Source organism: Pectobacterium parvum (assembly GCF_020971565.1).
In the GTDB taxonomy this organism is placed as follows: Bacteria; Pseudomonadota; Gammaproteobacteria; order Enterobacterales; family Enterobacteriaceae; genus Pectobacterium; species Pectobacterium polare.
In genome coordinates this window covers 3,416,417-3,432,353 of the sequence record NZ_CP087392.1, presented here as the reverse complement: position 1 = coordinate 3,432,353, position 15,937 = coordinate 3,416,417, and the positions used below count along the sequence as shown (strand labels likewise).

The 15,937-nt window shown below is 50.8% G+C and carries 13 protein-coding genes and 1 pseudogene; 10 read left to right on the top strand and 4 right to left on the bottom strand.

Annotated features, from left to right (window positions below):
- Window positions 1-274: 274 nt before the first annotated feature.
- The gene (locus LOZ86_RS15400) at window positions 275-1,981 is read left to right on the top strand and encodes an SGNH/GDSL hydrolase family protein (RefSeq protein WP_039487893.1); all 1,707 of its coding nucleotides are present in this window, start codon (window positions 275-277) and stop codon (window positions 1,979-1,981) included.
- A gap of 10 nt (window positions 1,982-1,991) precedes the next feature.
- Here the strand turns inward: LOZ86_RS15400 and LOZ86_RS15395 are convergent.
- Window positions 1,992-3,319, bottom strand: a pseudogene (locus LOZ86_RS15395) (IS4 family transposase).
- 150 nt (window positions 3,320-3,469) lie between these two features.
- Here LOZ86_RS15395 and LOZ86_RS15390 point away from each other — a divergent pair.
- From LOZ86_RS15390 to LOZ86_RS15365, 6 genes are all read left to right on the top strand, one after another.
- Window positions 3,470-3,847 carry a hypothetical protein gene (locus LOZ86_RS15390; protein WP_230242261.1) on the top strand — a complete coding sequence of 126 codons (378 nt, stop codon included), beginning with the start codon at window positions 3,470-3,472 and terminating at the stop codon, window positions 3,845-3,847.
- A 478-nt stretch (window positions 3,848-4,325) separates the two neighbouring features.
- Window positions 4,326-6,479 (top strand): carbon starvation CstA family protein, encoded by a 2,154-nt coding sequence (locus LOZ86_RS15385; protein WP_039472414.1) that lies wholly within the window; start codon window positions 4,326-4,328, stop codon window positions 6,477-6,479.
- Between the two features lie 145 nt (window positions 6,480-6,624).
- Window positions 6,625-6,828 (top strand): YbdD/YjiX family protein, encoded by a 204-nt coding sequence (locus LOZ86_RS15380; protein ID WP_005976130.1) that lies wholly within the window; start codon window positions 6,625-6,627, stop codon window positions 6,826-6,828.
- Between the two features lie 16 nt (window positions 6,829-6,844).
- A complete protein-coding gene (yjiA, locus tag LOZ86_RS15375; RefSeq protein ID WP_230242259.1) occupies window positions 6,845-7,831 on the top strand; it encodes a GTPase in 987 nt (328 codons plus the stop codon).
- A 445-nt stretch (window positions 7,832-8,276) separates the two neighbouring features.
- The gene (locus LOZ86_RS15370; RefSeq protein ID WP_111778980.1) at window positions 8,277-8,684 is read left to right on the top strand and encodes a hypothetical protein; all 408 of its coding nucleotides are present in this window, start codon (window positions 8,277-8,279) and stop codon (window positions 8,682-8,684) included.
- Between the two features lie 218 nt (window positions 8,685-8,902).
- Window positions 8,903-10,285 (top strand): glycoside hydrolase family 28 protein, encoded by a 1,383-nt coding sequence (locus LOZ86_RS15365; RefSeq protein WP_039485995.1) that lies wholly within the window; start codon window positions 8,903-8,905, stop codon window positions 10,283-10,285.
- Window positions 10,286-10,392: 107 nt separating this feature from the next.
- Here the strand turns inward: LOZ86_RS15365 and ybaK are convergent, their stop codons facing one another.
- On the bottom strand, window positions 10,393-10,872 hold the full coding sequence (gene ybaK / locus LOZ86_RS15360) for a Cys-tRNA(Pro)/Cys-tRNA(Cys) deacylase YbaK (protein WP_039485996.1): 480 nt from the start codon (window positions 10,870-10,872) through the stop codon (window positions 10,393-10,395).
- A gap of 70 nt (window positions 10,873-10,942) precedes the next feature.
- Window positions 10,943-11,761 (bottom strand): TraB/GumN family protein, encoded by an 819-nt coding sequence (locus LOZ86_RS15355; RefSeq protein WP_039485997.1) that lies wholly within the window; start codon window positions 11,759-11,761, stop codon window positions 10,943-10,945.
- Between the two features lie 185 nt (window positions 11,762-11,946).
- Between LOZ86_RS15355 and LOZ86_RS15350 the strand changes: the two genes are divergently transcribed.
- Window positions 11,947-12,129 carry a type II toxin-antitoxin system HicA family toxin gene (locus LOZ86_RS15350; protein ID WP_039485998.1) on the top strand — a complete coding sequence of 61 codons (183 nt, stop codon included), beginning with the start codon at window positions 11,947-11,949 and terminating at the stop codon, window positions 12,127-12,129.
- 22 nt (window positions 12,130-12,151) lie between these two features.
- Entirely contained in the window at window positions 12,152-12,583 is a 432-nt protein-coding gene (locus tag LOZ86_RS15345) for a type II toxin-antitoxin system HicB family antitoxin (protein ID WP_039486001.1), read from the top strand.
- A gap of 95 nt (window positions 12,584-12,678) precedes the next feature.
- Here LOZ86_RS15345 and copA read toward each other — a convergent pair whose 3' ends face one another.
- Entirely contained in the window at window positions 12,679-15,402 is a 2,724-nt protein-coding gene (copA, locus tag LOZ86_RS15340) for a copper-exporting P-type ATPase CopA (RefSeq protein ID WP_165707406.1), read from the bottom strand.
- A 117-nt stretch (window positions 15,403-15,519) separates the two neighbouring features.
- Between copA and cueR the strand changes: the two genes are divergently transcribed.
- Window positions 15,520-15,927, top strand: coding sequence for a Cu(I)-responsive transcriptional regulator (cueR, locus tag LOZ86_RS15335; protein WP_039486006.1), 408 nt, complete (start codon window positions 15,520-15,522; stop codon window positions 15,925-15,927).
- The last annotated feature ends 10 nt before the right edge of the window (window positions 15,928-15,937 follow it).

Here is a 15,937-nt window from a genome sequence, read left to right as displayed (position 1 = left end):
CCGAACTTAGTACGCCCCTCAATCTGGCAGAGAATAGCAGGAAAACGCTGTTCGAATTCTACCGCGTCAATATCGATCCCGTTGGCATGTTAGAGCTGATTAATACAGGCAATAACCTCGTCGGATTAGAAACTATGCCATTAATATTGTCCGATATGCAAAAAAACGTCAATAGAACTGGGCATGTTTGGGCGTATCTCAATGATTAATGAATTCCGCGCCATCACTTATAACGAAGAACACAAGTTCGTGTATTAATACACCAGGAGAAAAAATGGCTAATTTACCTGAATCGCCAGAATGGACAGCAGGCGTTTATCAAATAGAGCGTAACGACCCCGTTGGTGGTGGACCGGATGGTACTGCGAATAAACCGTTAAGGGACCTGGCAAATAGAACGCGCTGGTTGTATCAGAAATTCAACACAGCCTTTGATGGTCTGGGGTGGATTCAATTAGGTATATGGGAGATAGGTCTGGAAATCTCATTGCCGACCCAGATTGTGAACTATCAGGGTTCATGGTATCGCTACGCAGGTAATCTTGATGAACCTCATGTTATCTCTGGGGCATCCCCGGATGACGATGGCAACTGGATTAACGTTAACGTTGGCGATGTGGCGCTACGAAGCGAGCTGGCCGCCCCTACAGGGTTTTTAATGGTCGGTGGCCTGCAAGTCATTCGTCTCACATTGGCCAATGCAAAAACATTTGAGCGGTTTATTGATGGCCAGCGCGTTTATTTAACGGATGTCGGTTATACATTTGTGTATAAGTCATCGCGAAATATTATCCTCGGTCATGCAGGCTCGGAAATCACATCTGACGATGAACTGCATAAGTTAGTCTCGAATGGTGGGATGTTAGAGTTTGACGATTACGACAAACTAAATGAGTTAGAAAATCTCAGCTATACACAATATCAAGCCAAGCTGCGGACTAATAAACCCATCAAAATGATCAGTTATGGAGACAGCATCACATGGGCGCAAGGCCCAGGAGGCGGGCAAATGTCTGTGACGTACCCCGCTGTGATAGCAGAGGTTATGTCGTCATTAACGCAGTCAGTATGGACGTCTCAGAATCAGGCGCATGCAGGGGATACAGCATTAGTCCACTATATCCGAACGATTAATGATGGTTTGGACGGTGATATTTCAACAATTATGTTGGGCATCAATGATATTAAAGCCGCAACCAATAACGGCAATGTGCCCGAAAATGTAGACGGCGATTCTCTCTATAGCGGTAAAAATTTTTCTGTAGTCATGCGTAAGTTTGTCGCGAGAGAATTGTTACGTCGCCGATGTGTAGTATTGCTGGGCACTACACAGTTTGTCGGTGGTGCAAATATCTCTCCGATGGGTAATCTGACAGAGGGCTATGTTTCATGGGTATATGACTCAGCGGTTAAATCGGTCGCGAATGAATTCGGATGTATGTTTATTGATACCAAGCGGGACGTTATTCGGCAGTATGGTTTGAGCGAATCGGCGTTCGATGGTGTTCATCTACGTGAAGAATTCTTATCGATAATGGGTAAGAAGCTGGCCGCTGTCTTTATGCAACAGGATTACAAAAGACCGTGCGTCATGCGGCAGGGGTCTGTAGTCCTTCCTCACATATTTTATGCCCCTGTATCGTCTAACGTTACATTGAAGAGGAACGAATTTACTAACGGCACCTCGCCGCCTTTTCTCGGTGCTGCTGACGATCCAGAGGCTGTCGGGGTTATGTTACCCAACGACCCTGTTGGCGGGGCCGTGACAATCGCGGTTTATATCAAGGACGATAATTCATTAATTTTTCCGTCATTTCATGCAAAAGGCCCGTGGATGGTTGACATGATTCTGAATAATGGCGAACGTCAGCCGTTGTATCCGTCAAATGTTGAAATCCCTACCATTTTACAAGACCCAGACTACATTGTTTCTAGGCGTTCGATTTCGGGTGACACATCAAAAAACCGGGCTACTGAGTAATGCCAGTCAGTTAAGCAACTGACTGGCTGTTTTTCTTCGCTTTTCGATATTTATAAGGCCTTTCTTTCACCACTCTCGGGAAGGTTCTTTCTCTTCTTATCGGCAGCTTCACCATCTGTCCCATACTCTCCAGATCTCGCAGTAGTTCAGGGATACGACCCGGCGATGCACCCTGAAGCGTCATCAACATCCTCATGACCAGCCCGCAGGATTCTGAGAAGCTCAGCTGATTTGGCCAGTAACCTTTCAGTTGACTGGCCATTTTAATCATCTGATATCTCACGAGATTATACGCCAGCAGCACACCCCATAACTCCTGCTCCACAAGTTCCGGTTTTTTGCTTCTCAGTGTCAGTCTGCTCAGTTGCATTGTCTGTTTGATTTCACGGTAACCCAACTCGATTTCCCAACGGTGACTGTAAAGCTCAACCATTTCACCTCCCGGATAACGCATGCCATCAGTCATCGAAGTCAGTAACTGATAGATTTTTCCTTTACGGCTATAGGTCAGTAATCGGGCTGTCACTTCTGTACTCAGTCCCGGCCATTTTTTGCGGGATTGTGGCGTAGTTTTCAACTGTACCAGATGATCGCCTTTTCCCAGTTTCCGGACCTCCTCGTAACGGGTACCTTTCTTAAGCGGTATCATCCAGTGTCGGTGTTCTCCCGCACGCTTCATAAGGCATTCAGCAACCCTAATGAGTAATACCCTTTATCGAGCAGCGTCAGCGTATTATCTGCGGTCTGGTCTATCAGTTGCTCAGTAAGGGTATATTCGCTGTCTTTCATCGTACCGAAGGCTGCTGCGGTTATCAGATGGCTGGTCAGCTCCATCTGACAGACCATTTTGACCTGCGGGTAGGGTAGGGTTTGCGCAGTAAGTCTGGCGCGGGAAGGCGGTATCATTTTCAGGTGTTTCCTGTGTGCGCCAGACGACGCCATCCATCGCCAGTAACGTCAATCCACACCAGTGGGGATGCGCCACAGCGTTGTGCCACAAGTGAGCGGTGTGCGTGAACACCCGTCGAACGGCGTCACTTCCGAGCCGCTGTCGGTATGGATAACCGCGCTGGGAGCAACAAAGGGACGGTTACCGGGCAGCATAATATCCAGCCGATTGACAATCTGATGAAGCGGCTCCTTACGTTCAAGCGCCATGCCGACAACGCACCAGACCATCATTTCGAGAGGAAGACGGCGTTTACGCAGGGTGACCACGCCGGACTCAGCAAGGCAACGGGCAATAAGTTCTGGGTCAAGAAAGTCGCCAAGAGAAGTCAAAGGATTACGGGTCGAATCGTAACGTGAAACGAGGTCGATGGCCTGAGAGATACGCATAAAAAATCCGGAAATGAAGAACACTTCCGGATTCTTACACAGCTATTGGATCGTTCAACTGATCCTTAACTGATCAGCATTAGGGCTACTGAGCGATTTTCTCAACTCGCAACAGCAGGCTATTTGCATGTGACAACGGCGGGGTGGCACATGATTACATTCGCATCAGGACAGAATGCTGGGCCTGTGTCATTAGAGGGGCTGGTCTGCGATAGCTGGTCTAACGTTAAAAATAATGACATCAACGGCGGGGTGGTGGGGACGTTGTTCAGAAGGGGGTCTAGTAACACGGTTACTGGTTTCGTTACAGGATGCACAACTGAAGCTGTTGGCCAATTCAATATAAGCATGGCCAATCTTGTTACTGATAACTATAGAGTTGACGTGGAATATACAGAAGACGCATCGTTCATCATCCATAGAGTGGTATTTAAGACGACGAACTCGTTCAGGATTCTGTTTTATAATGCGGCTAATGCACTCATCAATCCGACGTCGTTCAGAGTTACAGTCATCGGCGGTCTCTAGAAATCTGTAATTTATCTCGCCTGATGTGCTGCATTTATCGCGCGGCGCATCAGATTAGTGTGCGTACAATATATACTCCGTTAGCACAGTCAGTAACTCAGAAATTATTAACATCAGCTGGCTCATGGGCACAGATTAATGCCGCAACGCTAACCGCAATTACAAGCTGGCATATCAGGTTCCGTAATCGCTTATCACATTAACATTCTACTGGCCGCGAACGTCGCGGCCTTTTCGTTTTATACCGCCCAATTTATCCCCAGCCACTTACTGCGTCATTCTAACCGCTTAGCTCGCTATTCTGCCGCCTACCCAAATACCCGCCCCACGCGCGCACGCGATGGCGTAATGTGCCGCCACTATTTTCCTTTATCTGAAATACGCGATAACCCGCGTTATCGCACGACGCATTACCAGGGTTTATTTTTCTACAGCTAACAAAATCAAACGATTGTGATTTTTAATTGAAGGATGTCTTATGAAGAGCAACGCCATTCTTAAACACATCCCTTGGATGATTCTTGGAATCATCGGGGCTGCTTGCCTCGGCGTAGTCGCACTACGTCGCGGTGAGCATATTAGTGCATTATGGATTATTGTTGCCTCTGTCGCCGTTTACCTCGTGGCTTATCGATACTACAGCCTGTATATCGCACAAAAAGTCATGCAGTTAGATCCGACCAGAGCAACCCCCGCCGTTGTGAATAACGACGGTCTTAACTATGTGCCGACGAACCGTAACGTCCTGTTCGGGCACCACTTTGCCGCTATCGCAGGTGCAGGTCCGCTGGTTGGGCCGGTATTGGCTGCGCAGGTCGGCTACTTGCCGGGCACCTTATGGTTGCTGGGCGGCGTGGTGTTGGCAGGTGCTGTGCAGGACTTTATGGTCCTGTTTATTTCGACCCGTCGTAACGGCGCGTCATTAGGCGAAATCGTTAAGAAAGAATTAGGCCCAGTCCCGGGTACGATTGCGCTGTTCGGCTGCTTCCTTATCATGATCATCATTCTTGCCGTACTGGCGCTGATTGTGGTGAAAGCACTGGCAGAAAGTCCGTGGGGCGTCTTTACCGTATGTTCTACGGTGCCAATCGCGCTGTTTATGGGCGTCTACATGCGCTTTATCCGTCCGGGTAAAGTCGGTGAAATCTCGGTGATCGGGATCGTGCTGCTGGTGCTGGCAATCTGGTTTGGCGGCGTAGTGGCACATGACCCGTACTGGGGCCCGGCGCTGACCTTCAAAGATACGACCATCACCTATACGCTGATTGGCTATGCTTTTGTGTCCGCACTGCTGCCAGTATGGTTGATTCTGGCGCCACGTGACTATCTGGCGACCTTCCTGAAAATTGGTGTCATCGTCGGTCTGGCGATTGGTATCGTGATTCTGAACCCCGATCTGAAAATGCCAGCGGTAACGCAGTTTGTGGATGGCACCGGTCCGGTCTGGAAAGGTACGCTGTTCCCGTTCCTGTTTATTACTATCGCTTGTGGTGCGGTGTCTGGTTTCCACGCGCTGATTGCTTCCGGTACTACGCCGAAATTGATGGCTAACGAAAACGATGCGCGTTTCATCGGTTACGGCGCCATGCTAATGGAATCTTTCGTGGCAGTGATGGCGCTGGTTGCAGCGTCTATCATTGAACCGGGTCTGTACTTCGCGATGAATACCCCGCCGGCGGCGTTGGGTATTACGATGCCGGATCTGCACCGTCTGGGTACAGCCGATGCGCCGATGATTCTGGCACAACTGCAGGACGTATCCGCACACGCGGCGGCGACCGTTAGCTCTTGGGGCTTCGTGATTTCTCCAGAGCAGATTCTGCAAACGGCGAAAGACATCGGTGAACCTTCCGTTCTGAACCGTGCAGGCGGTGCACCAACACTGGCTGTCGGTATCGCACACGTGTTCCACCAGATCATTCCTGGTGCCAACATGGGCTTCTGGTATCACTTCGGTATTCTGTTTGAAGCGCTGTTCATTCTGACGGCACTGGATGCAGGTACGCGTGCTGGCCGTTTCATGCTGCAAGATCTGTTGGGTAACTTCGTTCCGTTCCTGAAGAAAACCGACTCTCTGATTGCCGGTATGATCGGTACGGCGGGCTGCGTCGGTCTGTGGGGCTACCTGCTGTATCAAGGCGTGGTTGATCCACTGGGCGGCGTGAAGAGCCTGTGGCCGTTGTTCGGTATCTCTAACCAGATGCTGGCTGCCGTGGCGCTGATTCTGGGTACGGTTATCCTGATTAAGATGAAACGTACGCAGTACATCTGGGTCACGCTGGTTCCGGCGATTTGGCTGCTGATCTGTACTACCTGGGCGCTGGGTCTGAAACTGTTCAGCGACAATCCTCAGTTGGAAGGCTTCTTCTACATGGCGAACATGTTCAAGGGCAAAATTGCGGAAGGCGGTGCCGATCTGAGCGCACAGCAGATTTCGAACATGAACCACATCGTGACGAACAACTATACCAACGCCGGTCTGAGCATTCTGTTCCTGATCGTGGTGTACAGTATTATTGCGTACGGTATTAAAGCGGCACTGGCTGCACGTAAAGTGGCTGAACGTACCGATCAGGAAACCCCGTATGTTCCGGTTCCTGAAGGTGGCGTGAAAGTCTCTTCCGGCCACTAAGCGATTCACGCCCGTCAGATTTTGCGAGACAGCTAGCAAGGCTGAACGTGAAAGATGACGGGTACGGATACCCTGTATAATGTATAACGTTATACAGGGTATTTTTTATCTAGCCGCTATTGCAGGCGATGGTCTGGAGGTAATGATGTTTGGCAATCTGGGAAAAGCAGGAAAATATTTGGGCCAGGCGGCGCGTATGCTGGTCGGTATGCCAGATTATGATACCTATGTGCAGCATATGCAGACTAATCACCCGGATAAACCTGCGATGACGTACGAAGAATTCTTCCGCGAACGCCAGCAGGCGCGTTATGGTGGAGACGGCAAAGGCGGGATGCGCTGCTGTTAACGACTTGGGACCTGTTATGACTCAACCTTTATCCTCTGATGTGACGAAACCCGTGTATGTCACCATTTTGACCGGGTTTCTTGGTGCAGGAAAAACGACCTTATTACGGCATATTCTGAATGCCGAGCACGGCTACAAGATTGCCGTGATTGAAAACGAATTCGGCGAAGTCCCGATTGATAATACGTTGATAGGTGAACGTGCCAGCCAGATTACGACGCTGAGCAACGGCTGCATCTGCTGTACGCAGTCCAATGAACTGGCCGATGCGCTGCTCGATCTGATTGATGGCGTGGATAACGGCACGTTGGATTTTGATCACGTCATCATTGAATGCACCGGTATGGCCGATCCAGGGCCGGTGGCGCAGACCTTCTTCTCGCATGAAGTTATCTGTGAACGCTTTGTTCTGGACGGGATTATCACGTTGGTGGACGCAGTACATGCACAGCAGCAGCTCGATCAGTTCACCATCGCGCAGTCGCAGATTGGTTATGCCGACCGCATACTGCTGACCAAAACCGACGTGGCAAGCGAAGACGAGACGCTGCTACCACGCCTTCAGCGCATTAATGCGCGTGCACCGATCTACCCTGTCGTCCATGGCGATATCGATCTGAGTGTGCTGTTTAACATCGACGGTTTTGTCCTCAGCGACAAGCTGGACGTGAAAACGCCCGTATTCCGCTTTGTTGCCCCCGCGAAGAATAACGTGCAATCAATTGTTGTCTATCTCGATAAGGCGGTTGAGCTTCAGTCTGTTTCTGATGTGATGGAAAACCTGCTGCTGCAATTCTCCGATAATCTGCTGCGTTATAAAGGTATTCTGGCCATCAACGGTGATGACCGCCGCTTGCTGTTTCAGGGCGTTCAGCGCTTGTATAGCGCCGACTGGGACAGAGAATGGCAGCCTGATGAAGAAAGAAAAGGCGTGCTGGTGTTTATCGGTGTGGATTTACCTGAACAGGAAATCCGTGATGCTTTCGCTCGCCTGACGGCATAACGCCATTTATCTTATCTGGGCTGGTCATTCAGGCCAGCCTAAACGGGTTCTTTCAGTTCCACTTCTTTTTTATTCTGAATGTTATCCGGGGTTAATGAACCACCGGGAGGCTATATTGGCAGTTCAGTCAAGCGTTGGTTACAAAGGATAAATTTTCATTCCACATACATGGCATGGAAACTTTTCCGTAATGATTGTTTTTCTCTGCATTATTAATTTTTTTCGTAAAATCGTTTTTTTATGGTTGTTTCTTTTATTTTGGCTATCATTTAATTAATTTGTATTTAATGTGAAGTTTAATTAATAATTTTGTGAGTATGAATTGTACTCAATCAACATTTTTATTAAATTCATCCGGTCTCATTATCTATATTTCGTTTGTGGATAAACTGGAGTATAACCATTTGTAGAGTTATTACGATGTAAAAGGAGTGGTAAATATTTTATGAAAATATTGACTTATCTACGGGCTAGCATATTTCGTAGTAGTAGTGCAGCCTTTGAGCTAGCAAAGGATAATAATAAGTATCGCTCATTTGCTGAGCGGATTATTACTGTGAAAAATGAAAGGTTATATCGTGAGGTTGTAGTTAAAAATTCAAAAAGAGACTTTTTTATACAGGGTAAAATCCCTCAATATAATTATTTTCTAGAAGAGATGTCAAAGGGAAAAACTACGATGACTAATTCTGATCAGCAAAAAATAACTAACTTAGCATTAACACCTGGTATTAAAAATATTGTTGATAATTCAATTAAATCAAAAAAAGATGAGAGGAATTTAAACGAGCCTACATATTTCTCAACGTCAGATCGTACGATTATCCTTTTCGGAAAGGAAAATCTTATCTAGATTTCTTAAGAATAGTCGTTGTGCGGCAGGTTGTCTCGTAGAGTATGGTACCTGCAATGTGTGAATCAACAGGATGACAATAGGGCAATTGCACGAAAAAACTCTTACCTTATTGTAATTATTACGAATACATCTAAAACGTGATCGCCTCTCGCTTTTTAATGGAATAGGAATGGTATTTTATTAAAACGATATTTCATTTTTTAGTGAGGTTAAGTATGCGTAGTGGTCTTGCTCTGTCATTAATGGCTTCCTGCATCACATTGGGTATTCAGGCTGGTTCGGCACAAGCTGCCAGCTCCGTAAAATTCCCAGATAAAATCTGTGACGTCACGCAATACGGGGCCGAAGGCCACCGCCTACAAATCGCACTGAATACCCAGGCTTTCCAGAAAGCGATTGATGATTGTGCTGCGGCTGGCGGCGGAACGGTACACGTTCCTCGCGGTAATTATCTGGTTGATCCGCTGTTCCTGAAAAGTAACATCAGGCTGGATCTGGCAAAAGATGCGACCATCGTCGCGTCGACCGAAGAAGCCGCGTATCGCGCGACGGAAAAAACCAAGTACGCTGAAGCGGAAAATGGCTGGCTTCCCTTTATCAGTATTGCTGATGCACAGAATGTGGCTATTACTGGCCAGGGTACCATTGATGGGCAGGGCGCTGTCTGGTGGGAGCGCTGGCGTGAGAATATTCGTGCAACCGGCAAGAAAGGCGGTACCGATCGTCCACGTCTGATTTATATCAAAAGCTCTAATAATGTGCTGGTGGATGGCGTCACGCTTACGCATTCCCCGAGCTTCCACGTTGTGATGCGTTACTCGCATGATGTGGATGTGAACGGTACTCGGATTCTGTCGCCGTGGCATGCGCCAAATACCGATGCTATCGACCCGATCGACAGCCAGAATATCCGTATTACCAACAACTATATCGACTGTAATGACGACCACATCGCGATAAAAGCCGAGAAACCGGATAGCCGTTTTCCGAATGGCGTCGTGGATAACATCTATATCGCCAACAATATCCTGAAGCAGGGGCGCGGCATCTCTATCGGCAGCGAAACCTCCGGCGGTGTGAATAACGTGCTGGTTGAAAACAATCAGTTCGAAGGTTCCATGTACGGTATCCGCATTAAAACCCTGCGTGGTAAAGGCGGCGAAGTGAAAAACATCACTTACCGTAATACCAAAATGGTGGATGTTGAAATCCCGCTGGTCTTTGCCGCTTACTACAAAGCTGCGCCGATTGTGCAAGCTGAAGTAGACAAGATGCTGGCCGAAGGCGGCTTCACGATGGGTGAGCAGATTTATCCGCCGGATACCGATCCAGAGCAGCCGTTTGATCAATACAAGACGCCGCATTTCAGCAATGTGACGATCGAGAACCTGGAGTCAACCGGTAAGACCAAGGCCGCGGCTTACATTATCGGCGTACCGGAAGCCCCGCTCAGTGGTTTCCACTTTGATAATGTGCGCATTGATGCGGATAAAGGCATTCGCGTAAGGAATGCGGAGTTGCAAACCAAAGGCCTGACGCTGAATGTGAAAGAGGGCCCAGTGATGCAGTTGGATAAAGGGGCGAAAGTCGATCAGTAATCGATCATGAAGCGGTAGCAGGGGACACACTGGCCGTGGAGTCCTCTGCTATCTGCTTCGTTTTGATGCTCATCGCCTGGCTGGTTATGTTCGTTTAATGGCGGGCATTAATCATGCTTGGCGATATCGGCAAAAGTGGCGCGCAGCAGGCGTGCCAGATCATCAGCCGACAGCTCAATATCCAACCCCCGTTTACCACCGGAAATAAAAATAGTACCGAACTGGCGCGCCGGTTCATCAATCACGGTCGGCAACAGTTTCTTCTGCCCCAGCGGGCTGATTCCACCTACCAGATAACCCGTGACACGCTGAGCGATGATCGGATCGGCCATATCCGCTTTTTTAGCCGACAGCGCGCGAGCGACTTTCTTGAGATCCAGCATGCCAGCGACTGGCGTAACGGCCACGGCGAGATTTTTTGCATCACCATTCAGAGAAACGAGCAGCGTTTTATAAACCTGTGCTTTATTCAGCCCCAGCTTTCTGGCCGCTTCTTCGCCAAAATTGGTCTCGTCGCTGTCGTGGTGGTAGCTGTGTAGCGTAAAGGCGACCTTGTTCTTTTCAAGCAGATTGACTGCGGGTGTCATGATTTCACTATCCTTAACCCTGTAGCGGGCTTTATCTTGCGGACGCGGCTACGCGCCATAACGTGTTCTTTCACGGGGTTGCTGAATGGCCGTTTGTGAGCAGCGTAGGTAAATTCTCATCGCCATACAGGTGCAGTGCCCCTACGGCCACAACGTAATTTCCAGGTGGCAACGCCTGAAGCTGCTGTTGCCAGCGGCGGTTACGCTGGCCCATCAGCAGGTCGGTCATTTCATTGCTGAACGTCGCGGGGATATCCGGCGTATATTTGCCGGGTCTGCTGTCTAGCCACCAGCCCACCATCGTTTGTAGTAAATGCGCGTTGGTACGCCAGTGTTTAATCGTATCTTCCAGCAACAGCAGGCCGCCCTGCGGCAGTTGTTGTAACAAATCAACCTGCGTCTGCTGCCCTTCTAATTCGATAACCTGAATACCGTGAGATTTCGCGGCGTTGATCAATTGATAATCGATGCCGTAGTCGGGGCGTAAGCCCAGCAACTGCGCCTGTCTGGCTTGCAGCATCAGCGCGGCCTGCCAGGCCGGAAGCGTACTGATATTGCTCTCATCGAAAGAGAGTGATTCGCAGATTTTTTGCAGCTGACGGTAGTTTTCCGGGCTGAGGCGCTGTACGAGCGGCGGCTCGGCATCATTGTGTCCGAAGGGGGAATGCGAATCGGATATATCAGCTTCGACGATAAGTGCGGTCGCCTGCCGAAGCTGTTGCAGCAGCGTATCGGGCAGCGGTGCCATATCTTTGCTGCCCATATGAATACTGCCGACCAGATGCAGTTGCCGTTCATTGGCAAGCTGAACGTCTATCGCCGGGTAGGCATAAGCCAGCGGTGAGATAAAGCCAAGAAAAGTCGCGATTCTACGCAGCAGTTGCCCCATTGATTCCGTCTCCTGATGTGGAATAACTATGCTAAACGCTAGATGCGGAACAATACAAGGTATACCACTCCTAAGGGCACGGAAGCCTACGTGTTTGGCTACTCACTTCCTATCGATTCTTTCTATACGTAAATATTGATGGGTGTGTATTGGTGTGTATAATAAAAATCAGGTTAGGAGGATACATGAAATCAACCGACCTGATAAAGGAGCTGGCAGCGGCAGGTTGTGAGTGCAAACGGCATAACGGCGGGAGTCACCAAATATGGTGGTCACCCATTACTGGAAAAACGTTTCCAGTGCCGCATCCAAAAAAGGATTTACCACTTGGCACTGTCAAATCCATCAAAAAAATGGCGGGGATCTGATCCCTGCCTTTTCGGAGGTAATATGTTTTTTTCAGTCGGTGTTGAAACGCCAAAAGATGATGCTACGGCATATGGGCTGATCGTTCCGGCATTGTGTACTGATGATTACGGCTGCTTCTCTGCGGCAGACAGCCAGCAAGAGATTGCACGCATGGCGCGAGAAGCGATTTTAACCCTTATTGATGAAGCCGTGAGTCGCGGAAATCTGGATATTAGACGACTTAACGACGCTGGACACCTCATCTATGCGGCGATGCCAGATTTTGCGGACTATGATAGTTGGTTCGTGCTGGATGTCGATCTATCGGCTTTTGAGGGAAAGCCGCAGCGATTGAACATTTCTCTTCCCGATACGTTGATACAGCGTATTGATAATCGCGTACGAGAGCAGCCGAGTACTTATCGCGATCGCAGCCATTTTTTGGCAGAAGCTGCACGCCATGAACTAGAGTAAGCGCGGTTGAATAGGTCTGGTTGCCAGCGATAAAAATCACGATGATTTTCGGCAAAGGAAAACGCGGCGCGTTCTTGAGACGCGCCGCGTTTGTATTACTGATTTTTAGGTTTAAAACGCAGCAGGCGGTTAGCGTTGCTGACCACCGTGATGGAGGAGAGCGCCATAGCGGCACCAGCTACCACTGGGCTGAGCAGCGTTCCGGTTAGCGGGTAGAGCGCGCCTGCGGCAATGGGAATCCCCAGCGAGTTATAGATAAACGCGCCCAGCAGGTTCTGCTTCATGTTGCGCAGCGTGGCATTGGACAGCGCCAGCGCATCGGCGACGCCGTGCAGGCTGTGGCGCATCAGCGTGATAGCGGCGGTTTCAATAGCGATATCGCTGCCGCCGCCCATCGCAATGCCGACATCGGCCTGCGCCAGTGCTGGCGCATCGTTGATGCCGTCGCCAATCATGGCCACGCGCTTGCCCTGAGCCTGTAGCTTTTTGATGGCTTCCGCTTTGCCGTCTGGCAGCACGCCAGCAATCACTTGGTCGATACCCGCTTCTTTCGCGATGCTTTTCGCCGTGATCGGGTTGTCTCCCGTTAGCATGACGAGCTGATAGCCCTGCTGGTGGAGACGCTGCAAGGCGCTGACGCTATCCGCTCGCAGCGGATCGTGGATGGAAAACACCGCAATGATGTGGCCATTTGCCGCCAGCAATACCGGCGTGATACCGCGCTGAGCTTGCTCATTGATCAGCGTTTCGCCTGCGGTGATATCGACCTGATGCTGTTTGAGCAGCGCTGGATTCCCCAGCAGCAGGTATGCATCACCGATCTTGCCGCTGACGCCGAGGCCACGTAGCGTACGGAACTGTTCGGCTGGCGTGAGCGTCAGATTCTCTGCGCGTTCAAGAATCGCTTTTGCCAGTGGGTGATTCGAGCCTTGCTCCAGCGAAGCCGCCCAGGCTAACGCCTGAGCTTCCGTCACGTCGGCGAAGGTATGAATCGCCACAACGCGCGGCTGTCCTTCGGTTAGCGTACCGGTTTTGTCAAACACCAGTACATCCAGCTTGCTGGCCTGCTGTAAGGCATCGGCATCACGCACCAGCACGCCAAACTCTGCGGCACGCCCGACGCCGGAAATAATCGACATCGGCGTTGCCAGACCAAGTGCACAGGGGCAGGCAATGATCAGGACGGTCGTGACGATAATGAGCGTGTAGACCATCTGCGGCTGTGGCCCCACGAAGAACCAGATTGCGCCGCTGAGAAGGGCGATGGCCACGACGACGGGAACAAACACGGCAGAAATACGATCCGCCAACTGGCCGATAGCGGGTTTGCTACTTTGCGCCTGCCTGACCAGTCGGATGATGCGCGATAGGGTGGTTTGGTTGCCGATCGCGTCCGCGCGAAAGAGGACGCTGCCGTCGGAAACCAGCGTACCTGCGTGAACCGTATCGCCGGACGTTTTGGCTTGCGGGATCGGTTCCCCGGTCAGCATGGCTTCATCCACCCACACTTCGCCTTGCAAAATCTCGCCATCGACAGGAATACGATCGCCGGTTGTCAGACGCAGCGTCATGCCGGCCTGCACGTCGGATAGCGGAATGGATTTTTCACCTTCCGGCGTCACGACGCGAGCGGTGGGGGGCGTCAAATCCAGTAACCGTTCCAGCGCCCGCGAAGAGCGTTGACGAGCACGCTGTTCCAGCGCATGACCGAGGTTGATTAAACCGATGATCATCGCGCTGGCTTCGTAGTAAAGGTGACGCGCCGCCATCGGGAAAAGATCCGGCCACAGGTTGACGGTAATAGAGTAAAGCCAGGCTGCCCCCGTTCCCAGCGCGACCAGCGTATCCATGGTCGCGGTGCCATTTCTCAGACTGCGCCAGGCGTTACGGTAAAAATGACTGCCAGCGAACACCATCACTGCTAGCGTCAAAATACCGATGACCAGCCACGGCGTTTGGCTTTCCGGCGTCAGGCTCATGCTGCCGCCCAGTACGCCCCACAGCATCAGCGGCACACCAAGCAGCAATCCCAGCGCGGCCTGCCATTGGAAACGGCGAATAGCCTGCTGAGAGGTTTGCTGCTGGCGTGCGCGGCGAGCTTCTTCGTCCTGAATAATTTCCGCGCCATAGCCCGCTTGCTCAACGGCGGCGATCAGCGCTTCCGGTTCGGCGTGACCGCTGACCAACGCGCTACGTTCGGCCAAATTCACCCGCGCCTGTGTGACGCCGCTGACGTTTTGCAGCGCCGTTTGTACGCGGTTCACGCAGCTGGCGCAGCTCATGCCCTGAAGCAGGAGCTGTACGCTGTCGTCATCGCGGGTGGCGAGTGTTGTCATTGCCGGAAGAGTACTCTCGGCCGCTGGCAGCGCTTCCGGCGTCGTCGCTACCTGTGCCAGCGGCTCAGTTTTTGGGTGAATGTTCTCCTGCACGCTGGCGTGATAGCCGGCTTCTTCAATGGCGCTAATCAGTGCTGTGGCCTCAACGTTGCCATAAACGGTTGCCTGCTCTGTGGTGACATCCGTCGCCACGACGCCGGGAATGGCTTCCAGCACTTTACGCGTAGCGGCAACGCAGTGATTGCAGCTCAGGCCAGAAAGCTGGAGGGACACATCCGGCGTAGTAGCAAGCTGTGCTTCGTAGCCAGCCTGCTCAATGGTGTCGATCAACGTCTGGGAATCAACGTCGCCGCTGACGCTGGCGTACTGTTGGGTGACGTCGGTTTGTTCGACCGCAGGCAGCGCGTCCAGTGCTTTTTTAACGCGTTGGACACAGTGTCCGCAGGTCAGTCCCTGCAATGACAACAAGACGGTTTGTGACATAGTAATTTTTCTCCCGTGATCACAGCCGGCGGCGAAAGACGTTGACCGGCCATCTGATTTCTACTAGTTATTGGGTAAGGTAAACCTTCTAGCAAGGGGAGGGTCAAGGGGGAAATCATGAATATCAGTGATGTTGCAAAAAAAACCGGTCTTAGCAGTAAAACCATTCGCTTCTATGAAGAGAAAGAACTTCTGACTACGCCGCTGCGTTCTGAAAATGGTTACCGCAGCTACGACGAGCATCATGTCGAAGAGCTGACGCTGCTGCGTCAGGCGCGTCAGGTTGGCTTTAATCTGGATGAATGCCGAGAGCTGGTTACGTTATTTAACGATCCGCTGCGGCGAAGTGCGGATGTAAAAGCGCGAACCTTGCAGAAAGTGCAGGAAATCGAGATGCATATCGAAGAGCTGAAAACGATGCGTGAACATTTACTGGCACTGGCAGAACAGTGTCCGGGGGATGGGGGCGCAGACTGTCCGATAATCAATAATCTGGCAGGCTGTTGTCAAAAGAGAAAAAAGTGATAAAGGGGAG